The organism is Kordiimonas sp., from assembly GCF_048264555.1.
Classification (GTDB): Bacteria; Pseudomonadota; Alphaproteobacteria; order Sphingomonadales; family Kordiimonadaceae; genus Kordiimonas.
In genome coordinates this window covers 367,088-393,515 of the sequence record NZ_JBLXCX010000004.1, presented here as the reverse complement: position 1 = coordinate 393,515, position 26,428 = coordinate 367,088, and the positions used below count along the sequence as shown (strand labels likewise).

Sequence of the window (26,428 nt, the reverse complement as noted above, 5' to 3'; positions counted from 1 at the left end):
GCGCCATCGCCAGCCTTTTTTTCACATCAAAGCTTTATCCCTAGTCAAGCAGTGGTGCCATCAATGCAAGCGCCAGAGCCTGATTATCATCATCTTCCATCGAGCTCACAATGTTGGTTGCAAGGCCGATATCTGCGTTACCAAGCGCGCCCTCAAGAAGTGACAGACGCACGATATCCCGCTCATACGCACCCTGAATTTGCCCAACCTCGCTTAGCACGCCACGGAACTGGCCCGCCAAGTCACCCTGGCTACTCGTTGTCCGCAGCGACGCAAGATAGGAGGCCTTGGCGTCCACCTCCTTAAAGGTTGCAAGACGGTCAAGCGCCGAACCCAGATAGCCGATACCTGCCTCAACTGCACCAATTTTTGTAGCAAAGTCGGCTTTTGCCGCGTCTTCGCGCAGGCGGTCACCATGGAGGATGGCCAGATCGTAGCTCGTACGCACAAACGCCGGGTCCATGCCCGCATCATACATGGAGCGCACACGCTGTGCGGTGACATCCGCGCGCGTACCGATGCCCACAACGCCCGAGAACATCTCATCCGCCTCGCTTAGGTATCCATTGCGCTCGGCGGCGTCTCCTTTACGGTCGGCCACTACAGCAAGCTGCACAAGCCCGCGATAGCGTTGATCAACCCGCGCGAGGGCTCGCACCCCTGCTTCCAATTCTTTCAGGTCTACTGCCGCAAGCGCTGAGCGTGGCGCCCGAGACAACAGGCTTAACTCCCGCCAAAAAGCTTTTGACCGGTTCGTCACTTGGGAAAGCGCAACACGTGCATCAGCCAACTGGCCCGATTTAATCGCCTCTTCCGCGATTTCCGTAAGCGTGGTGTCTTTGACCGATTCGTTTTGCAGCTCTTCAACAAGCGCGAGACCTGCGGCCACATCACCCGCACGCGCCAAGAGCGGTGCAATCTCAGTAATTTTTTCCTGTGTCACCAGCGTCAACCGTACCGAGCGGGCTTCATCAAGTGCCAGCATGAGGGTTTGCTTCGCTTGGTCCACCTGCCCGGTATCGATCATTGAGCGAGCAACACCAATCAGCACTTTCGCGCGCTCAATACCAAACTCTTCGCCAATAACGGTCTGAAGCGCCGCCGTAAACGCACAATCGCGCGTTGGAGCCTCAAGACAAGCAACCGTATGCTCGTTCGGTCGATGCTCATTCCCCACAGTTGTATTTTGTGCAAAAACCGGGCTCGCGAACACTGTAAGAGCGGTCGAAAGAAGCAACGTTTTCATATACTTTCCCCTATTGGCGTATCTGCCCCGCGATATCTTCCAGCACCATGGCGGTGCCAATATCAACCTGGCCGGACACGGTCTCGGGCCGCCAATGTGCCTGGAAGGCACGAACTACAGACTGATGTGTGGCGTCGAAACTCTGAATGTCGTCTAAATGATATCCAACGATACCTAATTGTTTATTAAGCTTGATGGCATAGCCGCTTTTTGGGTCATTTTCTTGACCATCCATCATGACCGTACTCAAATTCTTCCCATCGCATGATGGCCATAACCCAAAACCATTTTCCGCAAGCAACTTCCAGGGAAATAACGGCCCCGGGTCAAGTTTGCGGCCCGGCGCGATGTCGCTATGACCAACATAACCATTTTCTGTTATATTATAGCATGATTTAAGGTGAGACAGAAGTGATATCAAGCGTTCAATTTGCGGTTTTGGGAAAGCCCTGTACCCAAACTCATGCCCTGGGTTCACCAACTCAATGCCGATGGAGTTGTGATTGATATTTTCCCGCCCGCACCAGTTTGAAACGCCAGCGTGCCACGCGCGTTTCTCCTCATCCACCATCTGGAAAAGGCGGCCATCTTCTTCGATCATATAATGCGCAGACACCTCAGCCGCAGGGTCACAAAGGCGCTTAAGTGCCGCATCACCATTTTCCATGCCAGTGTAATGAATAACGACCGTGTCAATCTCTATTCCCGTAGGCCGCTCGTTCCAGTTGGGAGACGGGATGTAGATAACGTCTTTCATCTCAGCTTAGACCGCCGCACGGTCCTCCCCCACTTCAGCAACTTTGGTCGATCGTGCATTGTTTCGTAGTGTCACGATCAGCACCCCAAGGAGCGTTAGCGCACCACCAAGCGCCATGCGCCATGTGAACTCTTCACTCATGATCCAGATACCAGCCAACACAGCCGCCACCGGTGTCATCAGGAAGTATGGCGACACAACGGAAACCTCATATTTACGCAAAAGATAGTTCGCGCCGCCGTGGCCGATCACGGAAGAACCAATCCCGCTATAAAGCACCCCCATCCAAGCCATCAGCCCTGCGCTTTTCACCATCTCCACCTGACCGTCCTCAAATGTGAGTGAGAGAAGTGCCGAACCGATAACACCGGCAACCCCAACCCACGCCTGTGTTGTCACGGCACGGACATCCTTGAGCCTGCGCATCAGAATAGCGGAAACGGAATACATTAGAGCGGCGAAGGTCATCATCAACAGGCCCTGCCAATAATCAAATACGGTCGGGTCAAGCCCGAGCGCGAGCACGCCTGCGAAACTAAGTGCAATACCGGCAACTCTCTTCCAGCCGACTGTCTCGCGTAGGACAATCACGGCCAGAATGGTTGAGAACGGCACATTAAGCTGCGAAGCAATAGCCACAGAACCAACACCGTCTGAAAGCTCCATAGCCCAGAAAACAGCACCAAAATGGACCACACCAAGCGTTATGGCGGCGAGGGCCACATCAACCATGCGGCCTGGCACAACGCGCAAAAACGGCAGAAGAACGATCACAACCGCAATGAAGCGCACACAATTCGCCACCATCGGGGAGAAGTCCGCCACGGCGTACTTAACCGCCACAAAGTTAACACCCCATACAATAGCAATCAGGATCACAAGGAGGATATCGAGCAGTTTCACGCGTTGGTCCTCTTTCGTTCAGCCACGATCTTATCGTATGCCGCGTTGATCTCTGCCGCCCGTCTGGTTGCAACGGCGATAAAGTCGTTAGGAACCCCTTCTGCAATCAAGCGGTCAGGATGGGTCTCCCGTACAAGTTTACGGTAGTGAGACTTCAGCTCCTGATTCCCTATTTTTGGGTCCACCCCCAAAACGCCGTAGGGGCACTCAGGGTCCGCGCCAATGTGCCGATGCACAAGGGAGGCGATCTCCTCCTTGGTGTAGCCAAATATCTGCGCCACCGCACGGATGTAATCCAGCTCATTTGGGTGAACTTCACCGTCCGCTTTCGCAATAAAAAACAGGGCTTCCAAGAGGTCATCCAGCACTGTTTTATTGCCACGCATAAGGTCAGCGATCTGCTTGGCGTAAGCGTCAAATCCTGCGGTGTGCTGGCGGGCCATATCAAAAACACGGCCAACATTGCGCATTTCTTCAGGCGGCACCCGGAAAACCTGCTTGAAGGCATCCACCTCTTCCCGCGTCACCCGGCCGTCGGCTTTGGCCATTTTGGCGGCAAGTGCAATCACACCGATGGTGAAGGTCACGTGGCGGGTGGCGTCGCTTGTGCGGTTACCTGCTTCAACGCCCGCATCAAGCGCCGCACCAGCAGCAAGGCCAAGCAAAGCCCCAAGAGGCCCGCCAATGGCAAGCCCCGCTGTTCCACCGATTATTTTTCCCCAGATCGACATAGCCTGAGAGTTAGCACAGCGATTTAAGCCATCCTACAGAAAACTAAGTCATTTTTTGCATGGCAGATATTCCGCCAATGATTGGTTGGCGGATGAGAAAAAAGGCAGTATATCTGAGCCCCCATTGTAACAGGCCCGTCATAATCTGGCCTGCTGTCGGTATCGGAATTGAGGAAAAGTTGGCATGGTGGATGTAGTTATTTCGGGTACGGGTCTTTATGTACCACCCAACCGAATTACAAACGAAGAGCTGGTAAAAACATTCAACGAATATGTTGACCAGTATAATGCCCACCATAAGGCGGACATTGACGCGGGCCTTCTGCCGCCTAAACAGCATTCCAGTGCCGAATTCATTGAAAAAGCGTCAGGCATCAAAGCCCGCCACCTTGTGGATGTTGAAGGGGTGATGGACCTCGACCGCATGATGTCCAAAATGCCGGAAGGCGGACACGGCGACCAGGAGAATGCATGCTTCCAGGCTCATATGGCGATTGAGGCTGGCAAGGAAGCGATGGCACAAGCGGGCGTCAAGCCGGATGAGATCGACCAGATCATCTGCTCCGCTGCGGTGTTGCAGCGCTACTTCCCGGCGATTGGCATTGAAGTACAACATCACTTGGGCACATCAGGTTCCGCGCTTGATATGGTCATGGGATGTTCAAGCGCCACCTATGGCCTGATCGCCGCCGTGAACGCTATCAAATGCGGCACGGCAGACCGTATCCTGATGGTAAACCCTGAGATATTCTCCACCATGGTCAACTTCCGGGACCGGGACAGCCACTTTATTTTTGGCGATATCGCCACAGCCGTTGTGCTTGAGCGCGCTGATATCGCCAAAAGCAAAGACCTCTGGAAAGTGACTGGCACAAAAGCTGAAACCCAGTTCTCGAGCAATATCCGCTCGCACTATGGCCCGATGACCCGTCTTGATGATGACAGCATGCTGCGCGACGATATGTTCTTCGTGCAGGAAGGCCGTAAGGTATTCAAGGAATTGCTACCGCTGGTGACGGAATTCATCTCAAGCCAGCTCGAAAATGATGGCCTCAAAGTTGAGGACCTGAGCCGCATGTGGCTGCATCAGGCCAACATCAACATGAACATGTATGCCGCCAAAAAACTGCTGGGTCGTGAACCTAATGCGTCCGAGGCACCAACTGTGCTGGATGAATATGGCAATACGGCTGGCGCCGGTTCTGTTGTGGCGTTCCACAAACACCGAAGTGACCTGAAAGCTGGCGATAAAGGTATCATCTGCTCATTTGGTGCCGGGTATTCCATCGGCAGCCTGATGGTTGAAAAGCTCTAGGCTGTTCGCCACTATCAACTCATAAAAAAGCACGCCTTCGGGCGTGCTTTTTTTGTGCCTGTTCGAGTTATTCCACAGCCGGTGGCGGTGCAGTTGGTGCCGCACCGACAGAGACGATGAAGTTAGTGCCCTTTTTCTGGGCCTGCTTTAGCGCTTTATAAGCAGAATCCAGCATCCCATCCGATAAGAGATCGTCCCCTCTCGCGGTCATCACGCCGATGCTAAGGGTAAGCGATGCCTGTTTTTCGCCACATACAAAGGGGGTGCCCGTGATGGAGGTGCGCACACGTTCCGCAACCAACTGCGCGCCCTCTTCCGGGGTGCCAGGCAGCAACAGCACAAATTCTTCACCGCCAAAGCGGCAGAAGACATCCTGGGCGCGCCTGCCCTCCATTACCCGCTCACCAAACTGGCTCAGGACAGTATCCCCCACCATATGCCCATACCGCAGGTTGATTCGCTTGAACCGGTCAATATCAATCATGATAAGCGACACAGGCTCCGATAGGCGCCGAGACCGTGCCACAACGGTTTTGATCACGGTCATAAAGGCCCGGCGGCTCAAGGCCTGCGTAAGCGGGTCCATCATCGCCTGTATCTTCAGCTCGTTCTGCAGCCGCTCCGCCGTCATGATAATGACCACAAGCGCCAGCAGCAGCACAAAGATCATTGCCTCTACCTGGGTCCAGACAGAAATGGGCAAGCCTTCAAAATAGTTCACATCGGGCTGGAACTGCCGCCACTCGTAAGAGCGGTATAGATGAAACACCCCGTGAGCCGCGAACACCGCAGCGGCGATCGCCGCCCCCACGGATGTGCGTTTGACAATACCCTTATAAAAAGCACGCCGCCCACCAAGCGCACGCACCAAGGTTATCACCGTACAAAAAGAGAAGACCGTTATATAGGCTGACAACATGGAACCGCGAACAGCCGCATTCCCGCCTTCAACCACATGCGACCCAAGCGTTCCCGCGGCAACAGCCATGATGGCAGCGGCCACATATACAATCACCTTTGAACGGGAATTCCAGAATGCAGCGATCCCGAGCCATACCCATGTGTGGCCGATAAGAATCAGCAGTTCACCTGTCACGATAGACAGAGCAGACGGCGCCCCGCCCCCTGGGATAAGCAGGTAACTGCCCACAGTTGCCGCTGCCACGCCTGCCGCTGCAGAGCGAAGGCCCGGCGTGCCCAAATTGGCAAGCCAGTGCGCGGTCAAAGCAAAAGACGCCAGCACAAACATCAAGGTTGTTGCGGCGATCAGTGTCGGCACATCAAGAGTCACGAAGCTCCCCCGCTCGTTTCCCACTCGGTCGCGCAACACCTTATTGAAAATATCTCGTTTTGCAAACCGAACCTGCACACTAACTCTCGCGAAGCACGTTTCACCGCATATTCCACCTGGCTGTCAAAAAATATTTGACGCCCTACTACAGCTGTAGTAAATCACTTCTACACATGTAGTAGAAAAGGTTTGAACGATGGCAGGAAACATCAAGCTCAGCGACCAGCAATATCAAATTGTTCAGGTTTTGTGGCAACTTGGCGAAGGCTCCGCGAAAGATGTGCAACAGGCACTCGAGGCCCTATCGCTTGCGCACACAACCGTCGGAACCGTGCTGTCACGGCTGGAGAAAAAGGGTGTTCTGTCATCTGAAACCCGTGGGCGGGAACGCATCTACCGGGCTGAGATTAATGAGCATGATGTCAAACGCTCCATGGTTTCCTCGCTCGTTTCCACCCTTTTCAAAGGGGACAGCAAGGCGCTGCTGGCGCATCTGGTGCGCGAAGGGGATTTCGATCAGAGCGATTTGAAGGATGTTGAGGCGCTCCTCGAGAAGGAGGAAAACTGATGTTTGATTTTATTGCAGACCTGCCGTTTGTCTCCCTCTTTGCGAAATTCATGATCGCCAGCACGGTTATGATGGGCGCCGTGTGGGTTTTCGAGAAAATCCGCCTGATCAACACACCAGACCTGGCGGAACTGGCCTGGAAGCTGGCCGTTGCGGGCTCGTTCGCCGCACTTTTGCCGGTGGGTGACTGGCTTTCCGGCCCCATTACCATCGAGCACACACCAACGGCCGCGCTCGTTCAAAGCCTTGATGATGGCCGCCCGCTTAAAGGGCTAGCCCCCAAGCGCGAAGCTGGCAAAGCATTTGTGCCAGACAATGACATTCCGATGCAGGCGATCCCCAAACAGGCGATCACGGTGGAAGATGCCGCCACACCTGTATTTAACCTTGAAGGACCAGAAGGCCAAATCCTTGGGTCCGCAACAGCAACAACCAGCACAAAAACCATGGCCAAAATGGCCACCGGTCACGAGATATCCATGCCCGAGACCGACAGCGAGGACTATACCACTACAAGCTGGCTTGATGATGTTGCGGACCTGAGCACCAAACAGTTGGCCACATTGGCGTGGGGCTTCATAGCCCTTGCAGCTGTTGCTATGCTGGCGCTCGCCTACCGTTTGGCGGTGAAAGACCTTGGCAGCCGTACCCGTGTGCCTGCCGAACACAAGGCAAACCAAACGCTACGGGAAATCTGTTCAGAGGTTGATATCCGTCATGTGCCTTACCTGAGCCGGTCATCAGACATCAAAAGCCCGATCTGCCTACCCCGACGCGAGATTTGCCTGCCGAACTGGGCCTTTGATGACCTGCCCCACGAGGAGTTGAAAAGCCTTCTCGCACATGAGGTAGGCCACATGTTGCGCCGCGACCCCATCATGCTCATGGCGCTTCAACTTCTCTCTCGTCTCTTTTTCTTTCAGCCGATGTTTATGCTTGCGCGCAGGCGGCTGACAGATATCGCGGAACTGGCCGCGGACGAATGGGCTGCCCGGCAGCTAGCGGACGCAAGAGCCGTTGCCACAGCCCTTTTTACCTGCGCGACAAAAATACAAGAAAACCGACAGATACAATGGGGATTAGCAATGGCTGGAAATAAATCCATGCTGAAAACGCGGGTAGAGCGCCTGATTGGTGCCGAACGCCTGCCCTTTAAAAACGCCGGCATCGCCGCCAAGTCCGGGCTGACAGCCGGGATGGTGGTACTGGCCCTTGGCCTGCCGAGCATTGAGTTTGCGGAAGCACTCAACGCAGAAACCAGCCTTTCAGAAGACTGGGTTATGGATGCTGAAGCCGCAGTAGACACCGCTGCCGTTGAGGAACCATTTAAAACTAACACCGCGATGCGCGAAATGGGCCTTTCCAACGTGAAAGGTACCCTTGAGGTGGATGGCGATAACTTTACCTTCGTGAGCGACGACGGCAAAAAGCGCGGGCACCGCAAGGGCGACAGCCGCAGTGTCAGCATCTCATCGAGCGACAATGGTCATATGACCGGCAATATGGTCTGGACAGAAAACGGCCACACCATCAAGGCTGAATGGGATGGCAACTTTAAACTGACCAGCGACGAGCGTTCTGTCGCTGAAGTGGACGAAGGTGGCGAGCTTGAGCTTGAAACCAAAGGCAAAGGGCCACGCCGCCGTGTTCGTTTTGAAGGTGACGACGGCAAAATCGCGACCACCTATTGGGTGGATGGGGACAGACAAGCCCTCGATGCTGATGGTCAGGAGTGGGTTGCAGAAACACTGATCACCCTGATCAGGGAAACAGGGCTCAATGCACCGCAGCGCGTAAAACGCATCCTGAAGACCGATGGCGTGAAAGGCGTACTCAAGGAAATCGATGAACTTGAGAGCGACTATGTCACCCGCATCTACGCTACGCATCTGCTGAGCCAGACGCAGCTGAACGAAAAAGAACAGCTCAAGCTTGTTGATCGGCTCGCGCGGCTTGAAAGCGACTATGAAACCCGCCTCGCTCTCACCGCTATGATGATGGAGCAGAAGCTGTCTCCAAAGGTTATGCCTGTGGTGCTGAAGGCTGCAAAATCGATCGAAAGCGACTATGAACTTCGCCTTCTCCTGATCCCATACCTTGAGAAATTTGGCGTCAACAAGCAGACGATGGGTGTGTTGATCGACCTCGCGAAAAATATGGAAAGCGACTATGAAATCCGCCTGCTGCTGACCCCCTTTGTTGTCGGTTCAGAACTCGACAGCGATATGATGGAAGAGCTTCTTGATGTCGCGAAAGGGATCGAGAGCGACTATGAGCAGCGCCTGCTCCTCAGCTCCATCATTCATGAGAAAAAGCTGAGCAAGAAAAACATCGAAAGCCTTGCGAAAATTGCGAAAGAGCGCATCGAAAGTGACTATGAACTGCGCATGTTCATGGGCAGCTTTATCGAGCAGATCAAGGAATCGGAGGACGCGACAGAAACATTGATCGACACTCTGCATCGGATCGACAGCGATTATGAGCGGCGCCAGGCCATTCTGATGGTAGCATCCTACGGCAAGATGAGCGAAAAATCCTGGCGGGGTGTTATCGACGCCGCAGCGGCGATCGATAGCGACTATGAAAAAGCGGAAACCCTGCTCGCGCTGCGTTACCTGATGCCTGAAGGCAAAGAGAAGCTGGACGAAGCACTCAAGGGCGCGATTGAGGGTATCGATTCCAAATACGAACGGGAGCGCATAACCGCCCTCACCTACGGTAAATACACCCGTGGGGACGCACGGAGCGGCAGACACGGCCCGTCCGAACCGCCGCGCCCGGCTCCAACCCCGGAACCTGCCAAGGTAGATGACACCAATATCTAAACTAAGTTCCAGACACTTGACTAAGGGCGCTCAGGTAGCGCCCTTTTTTTGTTTCGCACCAACAAGCACATCCTGGGCTGGACAAACCCGTTTTCCCATCCACCTTATAAGGAGAATGGGGAGAACATCATGAAAAGCAAAATAGTGAAATGGCTTGTTGGCACGCTGGCGGTTATCGGTGTGTTATATATCGCCGCCCGCGCCTTCGGGCCTGGCATTCTGGAGCGGCAGCTTAACCGGATCGTCGACAACCGGCCGTTCACTATCAGTACGGAAGCGGAAGAACTTCACCGCTCACTCCGCATCATGGACTGGCACGCCGACACCCTGCTCTGGAACCGTAGCTTGCTTGAACGGGCTGACCGCGGGCATGTGGATGTACCCCGGCTGCAAGACGGTAATATGGCCTTGCAGATGTTCACCACCGTGACCAAAACCCCGCGAAACATGAACGTCCATGCCAATGAGGCAGACAGCGACAACATTACGCTGGTGTCCTACCTGCAAGGCTGGCCCAGTGCCACGCATAGCAGCCTGCTTGCCCGCGCGCTCTATCAGGCTGGGAAACTGGATGACTTCATTCAGGAATCTGAGGGCAGCCTTATGTGGGTGCGCTCCCAAGCCGAATTGAAAGCGTTTCTGGCCGCGCACCAATCCGGCGCCAGCCCCAAACCAATTGCCGCGCTATTGGGAACAGAAGGCGCTCACCCCCTTGAAGGTGATATCGCCAACGTGGATAAGATGTTTGAAGCTGGTTTCCGCATGGTCGGCCTCACCCACTTTTTTGACAATGAACTGGGCGGCTCCCTTCACGGTGTCAGCAAAGCCGGGCTAACCGATTTTGGCAAACAGGTGGTGCGCCGCCTTGATGAACTTGAAATCATCATCGATCTCGCTCACGCGTCAGAGCAATCCGCCCGTGATGCACTCGCCATCACGTCTCGCGGTGTTGTCGTCTCGCACACCGGTTTTCGCGGCGCGTGTGATACGGAGCGCAATTTCTCTGATGACCTGATGAAAGAGATAGCCGCCAAAGGTGGGCTTATCGCCGTTGGATATTGGGAAACCGCCGTTTGCGGTACCGCGCCCCAAGATATCGCGAAAGCTATTGCGTACGGTATTGACCTTGTTGGTGCGGACCATGTCGCCCTCGGCTCAGACTGGGACGGCGCTGTGACCGCCATGCCGTCTGACCATATGCCAGCGATCACCGCCGCCCTTCTTGATCTTGGCGTCAGTACAGACGATATCCGCCAGGTGATGGGGGAAAGCAGCATCAATTTCCTACATGCGTGGCTGCCGGAATAAATGATGCCGAGTTATCCACAGGAAACTTAGCTACAATTTTACGCGTCTCTTCACATTGGCTGAGGGCTCTGTCATCAAGGCATCACTTGATGACAACCCAACTGGACAACAGGTCAGAGACATGATCGAAAGCATTTCATCCGCAAACGCCAATCCGCTTCACATTGCGCCGTCACGCCTTTCCACCAAAGGCCCGGAATCGAAGATCAAGATCGATCTTGACGATGTACCGCGCAGCAAAGTGAAGGTTGACGCCCTGCACACAGATCGCGGCAAGGGCCTGAAGATCGATATCAAAGCGTGATGTTGCTTACCGGCGGCGCGCCTGCTGTACCGCCGCCTCCAAGGCTGACAGGAAACGAGACCTGTCCTTCCCGGAAAAAGACGCGTTAAAACCGCGGTCCTCTCCCATATCCCTCAACTGGGATTTAAGCTCCCGCATCGCAAGTGCCATGCCGATATTCTCTTGTGTGAAGGGTTTGCCATTGTGCCCCAGCACTTGCGCGCCCGCTTCAAGACAGCGCGCTGCAAGCTGAATATCACCCGTGATGCAGATATCACCCGCGCCCACGCGGTCTGCGATCCAGTCATCAGCTGCATCAAACCCGTCACCCACAACAACCTTGTTGATGCGCTCACCCACCTCAAGGCGCAGCCACTGGTTGCTTACCAGATGCAGTACAAGGTCATGCCTGTAGGCAACCTTCAAGGCTTCCTCTTTCACGGGGCAAGCGTCAGCATCTACGTAAATTTCGGTCACGAGCAATCCTTGGCTGTTTGAACTCATATGCATGTCAACATGTCCATTTACATGGCGCACCGATTGAAAACAATGTTATGTAACCATTCTGACATAAAGTGTGATGGTTAAGTCTATGTTTCGATTTCAGATAATGAAGGCCGTTTCGGCCGCATTGATGCTGCTTTTGGTGCCAACCGCATTGGCACAGGAAGCGCCCGCGCCACAGCCAAATGAACAAGAACGGGCACTGCAGTCCATGCAGTTCATGCTGCAACGGGCGGAGATCGTGCGCATGCTTGCAGCCGAACACCTGCAATATCTCAACGAGAACCGAAACCAGTCAGCCTTCCATCTGCTTGAGGAAGCATCACAGGTCATGGCCTATAATCTGATCTGTGCTGACGACGCGATGGATGTGCGCACGCTCAATACCATCGCCGCAAAAAGCACACTTCAGGTTGCCACGCTCATCAATCAGTCCCCGATCAACACCAAGATAACGGACATCATGGGCGCGTTAAATGAGCGGGACAGACTGATCCTGATGGGGGATATCTCAACCACTGTTGTGATGTTCAAGATCGGGCGCAGGCGTGGGCTTTTTGACGCCCTCTTGACCGACTTCGGCGCCAAACGCTTCTGCTCCGGCATGGGCAATGATATGCGCAGGCGGTATAATGGCCTTGTCGCCGGGCTTGGCAGCGAATAAACACGAGCAGGAACACTTTTTAAGCTTGGGGGCCATATGTTTGAGTTCTGGATCGATCGTGGCGGCACATTCACGGATGTGGTGGCAAAACATCCAGACGGTACCCTCTCAAGCCACAAATATCTCTCCGAAGCGCCTGGCCAGTATGACGATGCCGCCGTGCATGCCATGCGCGACATTATGGGCACGGCTAGGGATGCCCCCTTCCCAGCCGACCAAGTTGCCGCAGTCAAGATGGGCACGACGGTTGCGACCAACGCACTCCTTGAGCGTGATGGCGAGCCAACCGTTCTGCTGATCACGGCGGGCTTCAAGGATGCGCTTTATATCGGCCAGCAACACCGGGCCGATCTCTTCGCACTCAAGCCCACCCGGCCTGAACCACTTTACGCGATGACGGCAGAAGCGCATGAGCGTGTACAGGCGGATGGTACCGTCCTGACCCCGCTTGATGTGATCCGGTGCAAAGCAGCCCTTCAAGAAGCGTTTGACGCTGGCATACGCAGTGTTGCCATTGCGTTTGTGCATGGCTACCGCTACCCGGCCCATGAAGTACGTGCAGGTGAGATCGCGCACCAAATCGGCTTCACGCAGATATCCCTGAGCCACAAGGTCAGCCCCCTGATGAAGCTCGTAGCTCGTGGTGACACCACTGTAGCAGACGCCTACCTGTCACCAATCCTGCGGCGCTACGTTAATCAGGTACAAAGTGCGGTTGGAGATACAAACCTCTATTTCATGCAATCAAACGGCGGGCTTGCTGCTGCAACCGCTTTTGAAGGCAAGGATGCCGTCCTGTCCGGCCCTGCGGGCGGTATCGTGGGTGCAGCCAAAAGCGGTGAACGCGCGGGCGTCAGCCACCTCATCGGGTTTGATATGGGCGGCACTTCAACCGACGTGAGCCACTACGCGGGCCAGTATGAACGTGTGTTTGATACGGTTGTTGCGGGCGTGCGTATGACAGTGCCAATGATGGACATCCATACGGTCGCGGCGGGCGGCGGTTCTATCTGCCGCATCAGTGATGGTCGTTTGCAGGTTGGTCCCGCAAGCGCCGGTGCCTATCCCGGCCCCGCCGCTTATGGCCGTGGTGGCCCTATCACGGTTACAGACTGCAACGTGCTTCTTGGCAAATTGCAGCCAGATCTGTTCCCGAAAGTATTTGGGGAGGACGGCAAAGCCGCGCTCAATACCCAGAAAACACGTGAAGGCTTCAAGGCACTGCAGAAAGACCTGCTCGACACCACCGGCCTTAACCTCAGTCTTGAAGAACTGGCTGAAGGTTTCCTCCGGGTGGCCGTTGAACATATGGCACGGGCCATCAAGAAGGTTTCGGTCATGCGCGGGCATGACATCAAAAAATATGGCTTGCTGACCTTCGGCGGTGCGGGCGGGCAGCATGCGTGCCTTGTGGCGGATGCCCTTGGTATCACAAAGGTGGTTGTGCCGCCTTTCTCCGGCGTTTTATCTGCCCTTGGCATGGGCCTCGCGGACCAACGCACGATTGCCGAACAAGCGCTTGAAAGCCCGCTTGAAGACGGCCAGGCGCTGACGGCTGCGGCAGACAATGTGAAGACGCAGGCAAGGGATACCCTCGCCGCCCAAGGCGTCCAAACGGCTGAACAAACCATCCACCTCAGTGCCCGGCTCAAGTATCGCGGTACAGACACAACGCTGAGCATCCCACATGGCACGCCCGCCGCTATGCGGGACGCATTTGAGGCAGCCCATAAAGCCGCTTTTGGCTTCACCGAAGAGGATGAGGTGATTATCGTCGAGGCAGTGGAGGCCGAAGCGATTGGTGGCGCCGCAACCACGGCCCTCAATATTCAAGCAAAGGGCGATGGCATAACCCCTATTGGCGAGCGCATGGTGTTCGCAGGCGGCGCGACCGGCAGCGCCGCGGTCTTTGACCGGGACGCATTAAAACCGGGCCATCAGGTCCCCGGCCCGGCGATCATTCTGGAGAACGGCGGCACCACGATGGTGGAACCGGGCTGGAGTGCATGCCTTGATGCCGGGAGCACGCTTCTCCTGCACCGCACGGAGAAGAAGACCCAGGCCGACATCTCGCTCGGCAAACCTGATCCGATCATGCTCGAGATTTTCAACAATCTCTTCATGTCTGTGGCAGAAGAAATGGGCGGCGTGCTGGCAAAAACCGCGCATAGCGTGAACGTGAAAGAGCGGCTCGATTTTTCGTGCGCTGTGTTTGATGCTGATGGCCAGTTGATCGCAAACGCACCGCATATGCCAGTGCATCTGGGCAGCATGGGCGAAAGTATCTCTGCCATCATTCGGGCGCGGGCGGGCACTATGAAACCGGGTGATGTGTTCATGCTGAATGACCCGATGGCCGGCGGCACACACTTGCCCGACATCACCGTCATCACACCGGTGTTTGGCAAGGATACAGAGACACCAGCGTTTTATGTAGCGTCACGCGGGCACCATGCTGATATCGGTGGTATCAGCCCCGGCTCCATGCCGCCGCACTCAAAAACGCTGGAAGAAGAAGGCATCCGCTTCACTAATTTCCATCTGGTAAAGGACAGCAAGTTTCAGGAAGAAGCGGTGCGCGAGGCGCTTTTAAGCGGCCCCTATCCTACTCGCAACCTGCACCAGAATATCGCCGACCTGAAAGCACAGATCGCCGCAAATGAACGAGGGGCCGCACAGGTGCGGCGCCTTGTAGCCGAATTTGGCTCGGAAACGGTGGCCGCCTATATGGGCCATGTGCAGGACAACGCTGAAGAAGCCGTTCGCCGTGTTATCTCCAAACTGAAGGATGGTGAGACAAGCTATGCGATGGATTGTGGTGCGGTTGTCAAAGTCGCGCTCAAGGTCGATCGCACGGCGCGGGAAGTGACCGTTGATTTCACCGGCACGAGCTTCACACAGTATAACAATTTCAACGCACCACTTGCTGTTACAAAAGCTGCTGTCCTTTATGTTTTCAGGGTACTAACGGGCGAAGATATTCCTTTGAATGCGGGGTGCCTCAAGCCCATCAAGCTGATTGTTCCCAAAGGCTGTATGCTGAACCCAACGCCGGGCGCCGCCGTGGTTGCCGGCAATGTGGAAACAAGCCAGGTTGTCACCAACGCGCTTTTCCTTGCAGCAGGCGCGCTTGCGGGTTCACAGGGTACGATGAACAACTTCACCTTCGGCAATGCGGAATATCAGTATTATGAAACCATCGCAGGCGGTACCGGCGCGGGTGAGGGTTTTGAAGGTACCAGCGCCATCCAGTCGCATATGACAAACAGCCGCCTGACGGATGTTGAGGTGATGGAATGGCGTTACCCGGTCCTTATTGAGGAATTTGGTATCCGTTCGGGCAGTGGCGGCGAAGGCAAATGGCGGGGTGGTGACGGTGCCATCCGGCGCATCCGTTTCCTTGAAGAGATGGAGCTTGCTATCCTGTCTGGCCACCGCGATGTCGGCCCACCGGGGCTTAAAGGGGGCAAACGCGGGTTGCCCGGCAAAACTACCGTCATTGAGCCCGATGGCCGTCAGGTGATACTCGGGGCAGCAGATAGCACCACCCTGCCAAAGGGCGGCAGTGTGCTGATTGAAACACCCGGTGGTGGTGGTTTTGGCATCCAATAAGCCGCATGGTTGCGTTTATCCCATAATGGGCCTATCATTCCGCTCGGGCATGGGGATGCCTTTAATCAGGGGATAAGGCTGCAGATCAGCAGCCAGCAGTTTTGGGGACAAGTTACGACAGTGGAGCATGACAGTCACTTCTCGAAGAGGAAGAAGCACCATGCATTCCATATGTATACCAAGCAAACCACTTGTATCTTTGCGTAAAAAAACCGGCGCTCTGTTGTCCGCAATGGCAGTAGCCGGGTTGACGCTCACCTTCGCACCACCTGCCCTCGCTGACGATGACCCGGCAGACGGCTATTGGCTTGCATCACGCTGCAAGGGCGCCCGTCTTTCCTATGAGGTTCGCCGTGATGAAGTTGCGGGCCATGTGTCGGTACTTTTTGATATCGCACCCAATGGCAGGGTGGAGAATATCCGCATCACCGAAAGCGAACCCGCAGGCCTGATGGACACGAACGTCTTGAACGCCGTGCGCGGCTGGCGATACTTTGCTTACATCAAGGATGGCGCGGAAGCTGCACGCAAGGATGTGTCACTGACCTTCACGTTTGGGCCCGAGGCACCAAAAAAAGGTAAAGACTGCACCCACACAGAGCTGCCGGAAAGCACAACCGCATCGGTTGGTGGTTAGTAGCCTACTCTAAACGACAAAGCCGGATGAAATATCCGGCTTTATGGCTGGATAGCTGACTACTGAGCGCGCACGACTAACGCCTCAGGTAGCTTGCATGCATCAAAGTTCTTGATGTAGGGACGGTCACACTCCCAATCTTGGCCGGTGTAATCAAGGTGCGCATTGTCTGGCACCTTCACAGCTACGCATTCAGTGCTATACGCCCTATACCCGCGCAGGCACTTCCAGTCGTCACCGTTGTCGGTCAAAAAACCACCCACAGGGACAACGATTTCTCGGCAACTGTTTCCCTCAGCCTTGAACCCCCTGCCACATTTCCAACCGGGGCCATAGGTCGATTCCGAGATATAGGCATTCCGCGGCACATTGATGGCGTTGCAACTATCGCCAGCTTTGCGAAAACCTCGCGCACACTCCCAGCCATTACCAAAGGTCGTATCGGTCATATACCCGTTGTCCGGCACCACAACCTGCTCGCACTGGTTGTCAACTTGCCTGTATCCTCTCTCACACCGCCATCTGTCACCAGACGCGGTAAGATAGCCATTGGCAGGCACATCAACCCTCACGCATTGTTCACTCCGGACGACGTAACCGTAGTTGCATTCCCATACGCGGCCGTAGCTGCTTTGGCTTGGAAAGGAGTTTTCAGGCATTTTCACGGCAACACAAACTTCACCATGCACTTCATAGCCCCTGTCGCACTCCCAACCCTCTGCATAGGGTTTTGCACTAGCGTTCTGCGGTATTGCTGACTGAGCTAACACCGCTCCTTGCGCAAAAGCCAATATCAGGAAAGCGATAATAGGCAGCAGCGCAAGGCGATTCAAACGTAGAGATTTTGTCATTCTGTCTTCCTTGGGTAGGAGCTGACCACGACAAAGCCCCAAATGGCGACCGTGCGGTATCCCAGCATTTATGAGCTTGATACTTTTGATGATGGTCACAGGCCGTAGCCTATGACGCCGCTCTCACTTTTTTCTGGGAACTATCTATATTGCCAAGCATCCGGGCCAGACCAGCGCCTGATCCATCGTTGCCAGGTTGACGATAGCTACGAGCGGCTGGTTTGCCCTGACCGTTGCGGGACTGGCCATTACGAGACTGGCCATTACGAGACTGGCCATTACGGGCCTCTCCGTTGCGAGCTTGCCCGTCACGAGACTGATCTTGCCTGGCGCCAGCACCACCACGCGATGACGCATTCTGTTTGCCGCCCTGCGCTTCAGTCTGGCCCTGAGGCTTCCCGCCATTACGATTGCGACGGCGCTTGTTTTTAGGCTGGCCATCAACATGTTTTTCACCGGTGGCGTTATGGCGTCGTGCCTGACCACCTCGGTTTCCGCTTCGGGCCGGCCGTGCGCCAGCTTTTGTCGGGGCTGGTTTGGCGTCATCGCTCTCAGGTAAAACAGCACCATCGCTTGCAATACCTTTGCCAATCAGCTTCTCGATATCGCGCAGCAAACCACGTTCCTCTGTGTCACAAAGGGTGATTGCTATGCCGCTCTTGCCGGCACGCGCAGTCCGCCCGATACGGTGTACATACACTTCCGGCACATTCGGCAGCTCAAAGTTCACCACATGGGATACGCCGTCCACGTCAATGCCGCGGGCAGCAATATCCGTCGCCACCAGGATCGGCACATCGCCGGATTTAAACTCGGCAAGCGTACGCTGGCGCTGACCCTGGCTTTTATTACCGTGGATCGCCCCTGCCCGCAGGCCGTATTTCTCCAGATGCTGCGCCACTTTGTTCGCACCGTGTTTGGTGCGCGTAAACACAATGGCCCGGTCGATTGCTTTATCGCTCATCAACTCAACCAGCTTCGCACGTTTGTCGCCCTTGGAGACATGCAGAACGGTCTGGTCAATCCGCTCGATCGGTTTTGAAGCCGGTGTGACAGAAATTTCTTTCGGGTTCTTCAGGAAATCCTGTGCAAGCCCGCGAATTTGCTTCGGCATGGTCGCCGACATCAACACAGTCTGTCGCGCGGCTGGTACTTTGCCCATGATACGGCGGATGGCTGGGATGAAACCCATATCCAGCATCTGGTCTGCCTCATCAAGCACCACGGCCTTCGTCTGGTGAAGGATAATGGCACCGGCCTGCATATGGTCTTCAAGCCGCCCCGGTGTTGCCACCAGAATATCCACACCCTTCGCCATGGCGTTGATCTGCGGGCGTGGGTTGGCCCCACCAACCACCACGGCAACGCTCATTCGCATGAACTGGCCGTGGCTTTTGATGTTATCCGCGATCTGGGCCGCCAACTCCCGCGTTGGTGCGAGGATAAGCGCACCACATGTTTTAGGGGCAGGCCGGTCTTTCTGGCCTGCGATTTTGTTAAGAAGTGGCAGCACGAAAGACGCGGTCTTGCCGGTCCCCGTTTGTGCGATGCCAATGATATCATGCCCCGCGAGCATAGCAGGGATCACCTCTGCCTGAATTGGTGTAGGCACGGTGTAACCTTCCGCCGATACGGCACGAAGGATAGCCTCGGCAAGGCCGAGGTCAGTAAATTGCTTCAAGTGAAAGCTTTCATCTGTCGTTGCAAGCGGCTAACCCGGTCTGTGCCAGGCAACGATTATTATTCTTTAGGGGAGCTTGCGTAGATCAGCTGCCGGGTCTTTTGTGCGCTTTGGCACTTCTCATGGCAGCGTCTATATTGATGGCTGCTCTTTCATATCACCGCCAACGACAAAACTGAAATGGTCGTCATCTGCGCGCAGTGCTTGGCCGCCAATAAACACGGATCACCCCAAATAGCAAGGGAATTGAAGGAAAGAGCCTCGCGCCACCCCGCCTGGCCTCTCAACATGTGATCAGCCGTATAATCGAAAGTTGCAATGTTATAGCCCTACATATAAGTTTGAACCAACAAGGCTTGGGGTGCCTTTCCTATGAAAATGAGATGGGGAAACAACGTTGAAAAATAATGTATTAGCAGCTTTCTGGAGCATGGCATTGGTAATGCTGGCGGCAAATTCTCCCGCGCAGGCATTTGAAGATGGCAACCCACAGGACGGCATGTGGCTGATGTCAAAATGCACCAACCCGGGCCTTGCCTACCAGATCAAACGCCACCGCACCGAAGGCCATGTAAGTGTACTCTTTGACATCTCGGCGGATGGTAACGTTGAAAATATCCGCATCACTGAAAGCGTGCCCGAAGGAGCAATGGACGACTATGTTACCCGCGCATTGAACCGGTGGCAGTATTTTGGCTATGTGAAAGATGCTGAACTTGCACGCCGGGAAAATGTAGAGCTGACCTTCACCTTTGGTGAGGAAGACAGCCGCCGCTGTACCCACACAAAGCTTCCGGGACTTCCCTCCACCATGGGTAACCCGCAAGACCCGCACCAAAGCCTGAAAGCCTGCCTGGAACTGGAGATACCCAGAACAGCGGCCCGCAAAAAACAGCAGGGCTTTGTTGAACTTCACTATGACATCACGGCTGAGGGGGAAGTCGTCAATATGGTTACAGCAACAAAAGATGCTGATCCGATGTTTACAGATAGCGCCGAGAAGGCACTTCGGCGCTGGACATACCAACCCTTCCTCAAAGCCGGGAAGCCGATTGAGCGGAAAGACATGATTGTGCAGTTTCACTATGGTGACTTGCCGGAGGGCGCGGCTGATCACCGCTGCAGTTTCGCGCCTTGGCACGCCACACAAAAAACCATGCCAGCAAACTAACCACGCGCCACGCATACCTGCCGCAAACCGGCATTCAACTCATCGAATGTCGGTTTGACAGCGCTCCATACCGGTTTATAGTTATTTCTAGACTACTCAGTTCCGTTTTAACCATGAACGTGTTGGGGGACACATATGCAGACGGCAGCGGAAGGCAGCACATCCGGGAAGGGTGCTCGACTTAAAGATATTCCTGGTGAGAGCGGATGGCCCATCATCGGCCATACCATGCAGGTGCTTAAAAACCCTGTAGGGTTCGGCCAATACATGCGGCAGAAATATGGAAGTGTTTATCGCTCCAACAGTTTTTTTCGCAATACGGTGAACTTACTTGGGCCTGAGGCCAACGAATTTGTGCTGATGGACAAAGGGCGCAACTTCTCAAGCGAGAAAGGTTGGGCGCCCTATCTCGGGAAACTATTCCCCCGTGGGCTGATGCTGATGGATTTTGATGAACACAAGGCCCACCGGCACATCATGGCAGCAGCTTTCAAATCCGGCCCCATGAAAGGCTACCTGGAACGCCTTAACGACGATATGCCAGCGCGCATCAAAGCCTGGGGGGAGACCGGAAGCTTTCAGTTCTACCCGGCCATCAAACAGCTTTCTCTTGATATGGCGACGACCGTTTTCCTTGGCCTTGAACCGGGGGATGACAGCCAGAAGGTGAATAGAGCGCTCACCGACATGGTGGCCGCAAGTGTGGGCGTTGTACGTATCCCGATCCCCGGCAGCTTGATGGCAAAAGGGGTGAAGGGGCGCGCCTTTATGGTGGACTTCCTGCGGAAACTGATCCCTGAGCGGCGGGACAGCGAATCCACCGATATTTTTACTCAGCTTTGTCAGGCCAAAGATGACGAAGGCAACACCTTCACGGATCAGGAAATCATTGACCATATGATCTTCCTCTGGATGGCCGCGCACGACACGATCACAAGCTCGGTCACCACCCTTGTGTACGAGCTCGGGCGGCACACGGAATGGCAGGAGAAGCTGCGGGTCGAGATCAAGTCGCTTGGGCTGAATGACGACCGCCTGCCCTATGACAAGATGAATGATCTCACGCTCACCGAATATGCGTTCAAGGAAGCACTACGCATGAACCCGCCGGTGCCGGCAGTTGCGCGGGAAACGGTGCGTGACGTTGAATATGCAGGCCATGTTATCCCGAAAGGCACGGTGATCGGCATCAGCATGGTTGCCACCCACAGGGACGCCGAGGTGTGGGAAAAACCGCAAGACTTTGACCCCATGCGCTTTTCACCTGAAGGTGGCGTGCGCGCGCGGCACCGGTTTGCGTGGGTGCCTTTTGGTGGCGGCGCTCATATGTGCCTCGGGCTTCATTTCGCCTATATGCAAGCCAAGGTGATCATGACCCACCTCTTGCCGCATTATGAAATCTCGCTGCCGGAAGGCTATAAAACCACTTTCCAGATCATGCCGCTCATCAAGCCTGTTGACGGCCTGCCCCTGACATTGAAAGCAACCGTATGAGCAACAAGACCTTCGACTATATCGTGGTGGGCGCGGGCTCAGCCGGGTGCGCCATGGCGGCCCGCCTCAGTGAAAACAGCAATATCTCCGTCCTGCTGATCGAGGCGGGTAAAAAAGATGGCCAAATGGCCGTCGAGGCGCCGGGTATGATCATCAAGGTGGTGCCGCCCAACAAGTTGAACTGGAATTATTGGACGGAACCACAGCATGAGCTTGAAGGCCGTAAGCTATACTGGCCGCGCGGCAAAGTGCTTGGGGGTTCCTCATCTATCAACGGGCTTCTATATGTGCGCGGGCATGCGCGGGACTATGACGAATGGGCACAGCTTGGCTGCACGGGCTGGAGCTTCGATGACGTGCTGCCCTATTTTAAAAAAGCTGAGGGTAGCGACCGCCCGGCGGATGATCTGCACAACACGGACGGCCCCCTTAAAACCACGCAGCACACATCCCAAAGCCCGATCAACTTGGCATTCCTTGAGGCCGCGAATGAGATGGGCCTGCCCTACACCGATGACTTTAATGGCCCTACGCAGGAAGGGGTTGGCTGGTACGACCAGACCATTCGTGACGGCAGGCGCCAAAGCGCCGCTAAAGCTTACCTGCGGGAAGCCTCCAAACGGCCCAACCTGACTATCCTCACTGAGGCACAAGTGCGCCGCGTGATCCTCAAGGGCACCCGCGCGACAGGCATTGAACTTACGCGCAAGGGCAAAACCGATACTTGGAATGCGGGCCGCGAGGTTATCCTCTCAGGCGGCGCCATCAACAGCCCGCAACTGTTGCAGCTTTCCGGCATTGGGGACCCTGCTGACATTCAGGCGGTTGGCTTGCCTGTTCTTCATGAACTGAGGGGCGTTGGCAAAAACATGCAGGACCATCTGGACCTGACGGTTTATGCGCACCTTAAAGACCCGATCTCTGTTTTCCGCTATCAGGCGCCGCATCGTGGGCTGCCGGAGCTTTTTAAATGGCTCCTCAAAAAGCCCGGGGTTTTGTCAGACTGTGTGACCCCGGTTGGGGCATTCCTTAAAACGGACCCGGCGCTTGAGCGGCCGGATATTCAGTTCCACATCATGCTGGCGATGGCAGATAAACCCCACGGCTTTGAGGACGCGCATGAGCACGGGTACGGCATTCATGTATGCCAGCTCAGGCCCCATAGCCGTGGCACCATTGGGTTGAGCTCAAGCGACCCGCTGGCGCCCGCGAAAATTGACCCTCGCTACCTGAGCGCCGGTGAAGACCTGCGGGTGATGCGTGAAGGGGTGAAAGCCGTGCGCCGCCTGATGCATCAACCAGCCTTGATGGCGCTAACCGCGCGAGAGAAAGACCCATGGTTTGGGGTCGATATAGAAGATGACGCCGCGACCGAGGCCATTATCCGCAAGAAGGCGGAGACGATCTATCATCCGGTAGGCACCTGCGCGATGGGACCACGGGATAATGCCGCGAGCGTTGTCGACCCAGAGCTGAAGGTGATCGGCATTGAAGGGCTTCGGGTGGTGGATGCTTCCGTGATGCCGCGACTTATTGGCGGCAACACCAACGCACCCACCATCATGATCGCAGAAAAATGTGCGGATATGATCAAGGCCGGGCTTAAGCTTGAGGTAGCTTGACCCAAATCAAGGCAAAGGCCGTCAACCAAGAATACATTTCCCTTCGTTCCAGAAACAGGAGGGATACCCATGACCAAAAAAAACAATCTCTATCTTGTCGCCGTAGACGGTAGCGAATGGGGTGAGCGTGCCGCCGATCACGCTGTGGGCCTCGCACAGAAAACCGGCGCTGAAGTTCGTTTGATCACGGTTATTCCGTGGTCCGGCTTTCAAGCGATGACCGTCGAGGAGATTGCGGCGCGTCCGCTGGAAAAACAACAAGAAGAACATATGGCTCGCGAGCAGATTCTAAGCCCACTCGCACAAAAACACGAAAAAAGTGGCGTGACCATCACATCGGAACTTCACTGGGGTCATCCGGTAAAAATTATTCGCGAGTTAGCAAAGGCGGAACGGCCAGCCTATGTTTTCATGGGTCGTAGGGGTCGTTCTCGTGTCGCGGATCTGATTCTCGGGAGCGTGGCCAATTCGCTGGCTCATTCTCTGGGCGTGCCGGTTGTCCTTGTTCCTTAGCAAACATTCTTGCCTTGTTCCGCCGATGTTCTTCAATGGTGCGGGCCATGGCTTCAAAAAGCTTGGGCGGGTTTACCGGCTTACTGTGATACCCGTCCATCCCGGCCTCAAGAAATAGTTCTCGGTCACCGCCCATGGCATGGGCAGTGAGCGCGATGATAGGCACTTGCCCATTACGACCAACAAGCGAGCGGATCAACGCCGTGGCCTCAAGGCCGTCCATCACCGGCATGCTGATATCCATCAGGATTATGTCGAACGCCTCCTGAATCTGAACTGCCGTCACCGCCTCTTGCCCGTTGGCCGCGAGCACAACCGAATGCCCCTGTTTTTCAAGGAGCTTGCAAATCAGCGTCTGGTTCACAGGGTTATCTTCCGCCACCAACACCCGCCACGGGCCATACCCGTCGCCAGATAGCGCTTTGGCTTTGCCACTCTCGGCCATCAGGCCGGTGCGCTCATCAGCAACCTCTACAGGCAGGGAAACAGTGAAAACAGTGCCCTGGCCGACCGCGCTTTCCACCCTGATCTCGCCGCCAAAAAGTTCAACAAGCTCATGGCAGATATAGAGCCCAAGGCCGGTTTTATTAAAGAGGCGCGAGATGCCGGTAGCGTCCATCCGCAGCTTTTCAAAGAGCCCGTTGATGCGAGCGGGCGGAATGCCCACGCCAGTGTCAGCAATCTCGAACGTCAAGGTGCCGCGCTGCGCTTCACCTTCATATGAAACGTTCAGGCTCACGCGGCCCTTATCGGTGAATTTGAAGGCGTTACTCAGCAGATTAACGAGTATCTGCCGAAGCTTGTGCGCGTCCGTTCGAATAAACGTGGGCAAGCCCTTTGGCAGGTCCACCACCCCACGCACGCCTTTGACCGAACCGCTTGATGCAAACAGGTTCATCACATCCTGCATCAGGCGCGGTAGGTTAAATGTCTCTGGCTGGAGCGTGACCTGCCCGGCCTCAAGAAGCGACAGGTCGGTCATCTCATTGATAAAATCGAGGAGCGATTGGCCTGAGCGCACCAGAAGGTCCACATATTTGCGCTGTTCATGGTTCAATTTGGTGCCGGCCAGCAGGTCTGCCACACCAAGCACCCCGTTCACGGGCGTTCTGATCTGGTGGCCAATGGTGGCCAGAAATTCAAATCGTGCGTCCGTGGTACTATCCGCAAGGCCATCATGCGCCACATCAGTGGCCACAGGCGCCACAAGCGGTTTTTCGCTCTGCACACTGAACTGGATAAGGCACAAGGGGTCCGCCTTCTCTTCATTCAGCGGCCTCAGGGTATGCAGGTGCCGTCTGGCCTTAAGCGGCTGCACCAGAATATTAACCGCGCCAAGTTCCGATATCTGATTGGCGCTGCCGGGCGGCAGCCTGACAGACATGCCTTTCTCAAGCGCACTTTCAACCTTCTCTATCAGGGAGGAATGTTTAACAGACGGCAGCGCTTCAATAAGCGTCTTACAGCACGCAACTTCGCTTTCGATACCCGTAACCTGAACCATCCAACGGTTCCAAAGCCGTATATCAAGCTGGGGCCCAACAACAACAAAGCCCATATTGGCGGTATTTATAATTTCCTGCAGCACTGCGGTCTCCTTACCCACCTTGGGTGAACCTCTCACCAAAGGCCCGACTTAAAGCCGGAAACAAAAATCAGCGCCCCAACCTTTGCCCGATAGTTACCACTTGCCTCCTTCGGAAACCCTGATGCTCTGCTACGCAGCCTCAACCACCAGATACCGCCCACACGTGCAACTATTTGTCTCTCTCAAGCAGCCAAGCCCCCGCCTGACTGCGCGCACACCGTGCCAAATACAATTTTTACTGTAATAACTGTACCATAATTTTTGCCCTTGCCAAGCATTGCTTTCATCATTTGATGAACTCGATAAAGCTTGTATTTCCAAGACCTTTAGGGCAAATCAACACCAAGATGATACGGGTACTGGCAACAAAAACAAGGTTTAGGCAGTAACATCATTGCTACCTCAGGGTGATAAATATGGCAACGCTACCATATATATGAGCATAACTTACGATAAAGGCTTTAATGTGAAACACACCACCGTCGCGGCCATCGCCGCCTTAAACGGCCTTATTGCCACCGCCGCATCGGCCCTTGGCGCGCACTTCCTCTCCGGCAAAATCGCGGAGGCTGACAAAGCACTGTTCACACAGGCCGCCACCTTCCAGTTTTACCATACCTTTGCCCTACTGGGCCTTGCTTGGCTGATGAGCAGAAGCGATAGCGCTAACCGTGTGGGCAGCTATGCGGCGAATGCCTTTCTTCTAGGCATCATCGCCTTCTCAGGCAGCCTTTATGTGCGGGCGGTTATGGGGCCGGGGAGCCTTGGTGCTTTTCACTGGGTCACCCCCATTGGCGGCCTTGCACTCATGCTTGGGTGGGGGCTAATGGCGCTCACCGCCTTCAAAGGCAATAAACGCTAACG

At 55.2% G+C, this 26,428-nt stretch carries 22 protein-coding genes; 13 read left to right on the top strand and 9 right to left on the bottom strand.

Annotation, left to right across the window (positions count from 1 at the left end):
* Nucleotides 1-40: 40 nt before the first annotated feature.
* Genes ACN0XZ_RS13805 through ACN0XZ_RS13790 form a run of 4 tightly spaced genes read right to left on the bottom strand, consistent with a single transcriptional unit; the run spans nt 41 to nt 3,637 of the window.
* Nucleotides 41-1,246, bottom strand: coding sequence for a tetratricopeptide repeat protein (locus ACN0XZ_RS13805; protein ID WP_417458361.1), 1,206 nt, complete (start codon nt 1,244-1,246; stop codon nt 41-43).
* 10 nt (nt 1,247-1,256) lie between these two features.
* Nucleotides 1,257-2,003: an N-acetylmuramoyl-L-alanine amidase gene (locus ACN0XZ_RS13800; RefSeq protein ID WP_417458360.1), complete on the bottom strand. Its 747-nt coding sequence runs from the start codon at nt 2,001-2,003 to the stop codon at nt 1,257-1,259.
* Nucleotides 2,004-2,009: 6 nt separating this feature from the next.
* Nucleotides 2,010-2,906, bottom strand: a complete 897-nt coding sequence (locus tag ACN0XZ_RS13795; RefSeq protein ID WP_417458359.1) for a DMT family transporter — start codon at nt 2,904-2,906, stop codon at nt 2,010-2,012.
* Entirely contained in the window at nt 2,903-3,637 is a 735-nt protein-coding gene (locus ACN0XZ_RS13790; RefSeq protein ID WP_417458358.1) for a TerB family tellurite resistance protein, read from the bottom strand. Before ACN0XZ_RS13790 ends, ACN0XZ_RS13795 begins: the two co-directional genes overlap by 4 nt.
* Nucleotides 3,638-3,821: 184 nt before the next feature.
* Here ACN0XZ_RS13790 and ACN0XZ_RS13785 point away from each other — a divergent pair, with 184 nt between their 5' ends.
* Nucleotides 3,822-4,952 carry a beta-ketoacyl-ACP synthase III gene (locus ACN0XZ_RS13785; RefSeq protein ID WP_417458357.1) on the top strand — a complete coding sequence of 377 codons (1,131 nt, stop codon included), beginning with the start codon at nt 3,822-3,824 and terminating at the stop codon, nt 4,950-4,952.
* Nucleotides 4,953-5,019: 67 nt separating this feature from the next.
* Here the strand turns inward: ACN0XZ_RS13785 and ACN0XZ_RS13780 are convergent, their stop codons facing one another.
* Nucleotides 5,020-6,243 (bottom strand): GGDEF domain-containing protein, encoded by a 1,224-nt coding sequence (locus ACN0XZ_RS13780; protein WP_417458356.1) that lies wholly within the window; start codon nt 6,241-6,243, stop codon nt 5,020-5,022.
* Between the two features lie 196 nt (nt 6,244-6,439).
* On the opposite strand from ACN0XZ_RS13780, the gene ACN0XZ_RS13775 reads away from it, so the two are divergent.
* The 4 genes from ACN0XZ_RS13775 (at nt 6,440) to ACN0XZ_RS13760 (ending at nt 11,248) form a co-directional block, all read left to right on the top strand.
* A complete protein-coding gene (locus ACN0XZ_RS13775) occupies nt 6,440-6,811 on the top strand; it encodes a BlaI/MecI/CopY family transcriptional regulator (protein WP_417458355.1) in 372 nt (123 codons plus the stop codon).
* Nucleotides 6,811-9,636 (top strand): M56 family metallopeptidase, encoded by a 2,826-nt coding sequence (locus ACN0XZ_RS13770; protein ID WP_417458354.1) that lies wholly within the window; start codon nt 6,811-6,813, stop codon nt 9,634-9,636. Before ACN0XZ_RS13775 ends, ACN0XZ_RS13770 begins: the two co-directional genes overlap by 1 nt.
* 129 nt (nt 9,637-9,765) lie before the next feature.
* Nucleotides 9,766-10,944 (top strand): dipeptidase, encoded by a 1,179-nt coding sequence (locus ACN0XZ_RS13765; RefSeq protein ID WP_417458353.1) that lies wholly within the window; start codon nt 9,766-9,768, stop codon nt 10,942-10,944.
* A gap of 121 nt (nt 10,945-11,065) precedes the next feature.
* Nucleotides 11,066-11,248: a hypothetical protein gene (locus ACN0XZ_RS13760; protein ID WP_417458352.1), complete on the top strand. Its 183-nt coding sequence runs from the start codon at nt 11,066-11,068 to the stop codon at nt 11,246-11,248.
* Between the two features lie 6 nt (nt 11,249-11,254).
* Here ACN0XZ_RS13760 and ACN0XZ_RS13755 read toward each other — a convergent pair whose 3' ends face one another.
* Entirely contained in the window at nt 11,255-11,704 is a 450-nt protein-coding gene (locus ACN0XZ_RS13755) for a YaiI/YqxD family protein (protein ID WP_417458351.1), read from the bottom strand.
* Between the two features lie 133 nt (nt 11,705-11,837).
* Here ACN0XZ_RS13755 and ACN0XZ_RS13750 point away from each other — a divergent pair, with 133 nt between their 5' ends.
* The 3 genes from ACN0XZ_RS13750 (at nt 11,838) to ACN0XZ_RS13740 (ending at nt 16,644) form a co-directional block, all read left to right on the top strand.
* Nucleotides 11,838-12,395, top strand: a complete 558-nt coding sequence (locus ACN0XZ_RS13750) for a hypothetical protein (protein ID WP_417458350.1) — start codon at nt 11,838-11,840, stop codon at nt 12,393-12,395.
* Between the two features lie 36 nt (nt 12,396-12,431).
* On the top strand, nt 12,432-16,007 hold the full coding sequence (locus tag ACN0XZ_RS13745) for a hydantoinase B/oxoprolinase family protein (RefSeq protein WP_417458349.1): 3,576 nt from the start codon (nt 12,432-12,434) through the stop codon (nt 16,005-16,007).
* Nucleotides 16,008-16,167: 160 nt separating this feature from the next.
* On the top strand, nt 16,168-16,644 hold the full coding sequence (locus tag ACN0XZ_RS13740; protein ID WP_417458348.1) for an energy transducer TonB: 477 nt from the start codon (nt 16,168-16,170) through the stop codon (nt 16,642-16,644).
* A gap of 59 nt (nt 16,645-16,703) precedes the next feature.
* Here ACN0XZ_RS13740 and ACN0XZ_RS13735 read toward each other — a convergent pair whose 3' ends face one another.
* Complete coding sequence (locus ACN0XZ_RS13735; RefSeq protein ID WP_417458347.1) at nt 16,704-17,495, bottom strand: hypothetical protein; 792 nt, start codon at nt 17,493-17,495, stop codon at nt 16,704-16,706.
* A 109-nt stretch (nt 17,496-17,604) separates the two neighbouring features.
* Entirely contained in the window at nt 17,605-19,176 is a 1,572-nt protein-coding gene (locus tag ACN0XZ_RS13730; RefSeq protein WP_417458346.1) for a DEAD/DEAH box helicase, read from the bottom strand.
* Nucleotides 19,177-19,573: 397 nt separating this feature from the next.
* On the opposite strand from ACN0XZ_RS13730, the gene ACN0XZ_RS13725 reads away from it, so the two are divergent.
* From ACN0XZ_RS13725 to ACN0XZ_RS13710, 4 genes are all read left to right on the top strand, one after another.
* Nucleotides 19,574-20,347 carry a TonB family protein gene (locus ACN0XZ_RS13725; protein ID WP_417458345.1) on the top strand — a complete coding sequence of 258 codons (774 nt, stop codon included), beginning with the start codon at nt 19,574-19,576 and terminating at the stop codon, nt 20,345-20,347.
* A gap of 135 nt (nt 20,348-20,482) precedes the next feature.
* The gene (locus ACN0XZ_RS13720) at nt 20,483-21,841 is read left to right on the top strand and encodes a cytochrome P450 (RefSeq protein WP_417458344.1); all 1,359 of its coding nucleotides are present in this window, start codon (nt 20,483-20,485) and stop codon (nt 21,839-21,841) included.
* Complete coding sequence (locus tag ACN0XZ_RS13715) at nt 21,838-23,463, top strand: GMC family oxidoreductase (RefSeq protein ID WP_417458343.1); 1,626 nt, start codon at nt 21,838-21,840, stop codon at nt 23,461-23,463. The genes ACN0XZ_RS13720 and ACN0XZ_RS13715 overlap by 4 nt, the downstream gene beginning before the upstream one ends.
* A gap of 69 nt (nt 23,464-23,532) precedes the next feature.
* Nucleotides 23,533-23,976, top strand: coding sequence for a universal stress protein (locus ACN0XZ_RS13710; RefSeq protein WP_417458342.1), 444 nt, complete (start codon nt 23,533-23,535; stop codon nt 23,974-23,976).
* On the opposite strand, the gene ACN0XZ_RS13705 is transcribed toward ACN0XZ_RS13710, so the two are convergent.
* Nucleotides 23,873-25,564 (bottom strand): ATP-binding protein, encoded by a 1,692-nt coding sequence (locus ACN0XZ_RS13705; RefSeq protein ID WP_417458341.1) that lies wholly within the window; start codon nt 25,562-25,564, stop codon nt 23,873-23,875. The genes ACN0XZ_RS13710 and ACN0XZ_RS13705 overlap by 104 nt on opposite strands.
* A gap of 436 nt (nt 25,565-26,000) precedes the next feature.
* On the opposite strand from ACN0XZ_RS13705, the gene ACN0XZ_RS13700 reads away from it, so the two are divergent.
* A complete protein-coding gene (locus ACN0XZ_RS13700) occupies nt 26,001-26,426 on the top strand; it encodes a DUF423 domain-containing protein (RefSeq protein ID WP_417458340.1) in 426 nt (141 codons plus the stop codon).
* The last annotated feature ends 2 nt before the right edge of the window (nt 26,427-26,428 follow it).

Coding starts and splice junctions, on each gene's coding strand:
- ACN0XZ_RS13805 (WP_417458361.1), bottom strand. CDS start 1,246: ATGAAAACGTTGCTTCTTTCGACCGCTCTTACAGTGTTCGCGAGCCCG.
- ACN0XZ_RS13800 (WP_417458360.1), bottom strand. CDS start 2,003: ATGAAAGACGTTATCTACATCCCGTCTCCCAACTGGAACGAGCGGCCT.
- ACN0XZ_RS13790 (WP_417458358.1), bottom strand. CDS start 3,637: ATGTCGATCTGGGGAAAAATAATCGGTGGAACAGCGGGGCTTGCCATT.
- ACN0XZ_RS13785 (WP_417458357.1), top strand. CDS start 3,822: ATGGTGGATGTAGTTATTTCGGGTACGGGTCTTTATGTACCACCCAAC.
- ACN0XZ_RS13775 (WP_417458355.1), top strand. CDS start 6,440: ATGGCAGGAAACATCAAGCTCAGCGACCAGCAATATCAAATTGTTCAG.
- ACN0XZ_RS13770 (WP_417458354.1), top strand. CDS start 6,811: ATGTTTGATTTTATTGCAGACCTGCCGTTTGTCTCCCTCTTTGCGAAA.
- ACN0XZ_RS13765 (WP_417458353.1), top strand. CDS start 9,766: ATGAAAAGCAAAATAGTGAAATGGCTTGTTGGCACGCTGGCGGTTATC.
- ACN0XZ_RS13760 (WP_417458352.1), top strand. CDS start 11,066: ATGATCGAAAGCATTTCATCCGCAAACGCCAATCCGCTTCACATTGCG.
- ACN0XZ_RS13750 (WP_417458350.1), top strand. CDS start 11,838: ATGAAGGCCGTTTCGGCCGCATTGATGCTGCTTTTGGTGCCAACCGCA.
- ACN0XZ_RS13745 (WP_417458349.1), top strand. CDS start 12,432: ATGTTTGAGTTCTGGATCGATCGTGGCGGCACATTCACGGATGTGGTG.
- ACN0XZ_RS13740 (WP_417458348.1), top strand. CDS start 16,168: ATGCATTCCATATGTATACCAAGCAAACCACTTGTATCTTTGCGTAAA.
- ACN0XZ_RS13735 (WP_417458347.1), bottom strand. CDS start 17,495: ATGACAAAATCTCTACGTTTGAATCGCCTTGCGCTGCTGCCTATTATC.
- ACN0XZ_RS13720 (WP_417458344.1), top strand. CDS start 20,483: ATGCAGACGGCAGCGGAAGGCAGCACATCCGGGAAGGGTGCTCGACTT.
- ACN0XZ_RS13715 (WP_417458343.1), top strand. CDS start 21,838: ATGAGCAACAAGACCTTCGACTATATCGTGGTGGGCGCGGGCTCAGCC.
- ACN0XZ_RS13710 (WP_417458342.1), top strand. CDS start 23,533: ATGACCAAAAAAAACAATCTCTATCTTGTCGCCGTAGACGGTAGCGAA.
- ACN0XZ_RS13700 (WP_417458340.1), top strand. CDS start 26,001: ATGAGCATAACTTACGATAAAGGCTTTAATGTGAAACACACCACCGTC.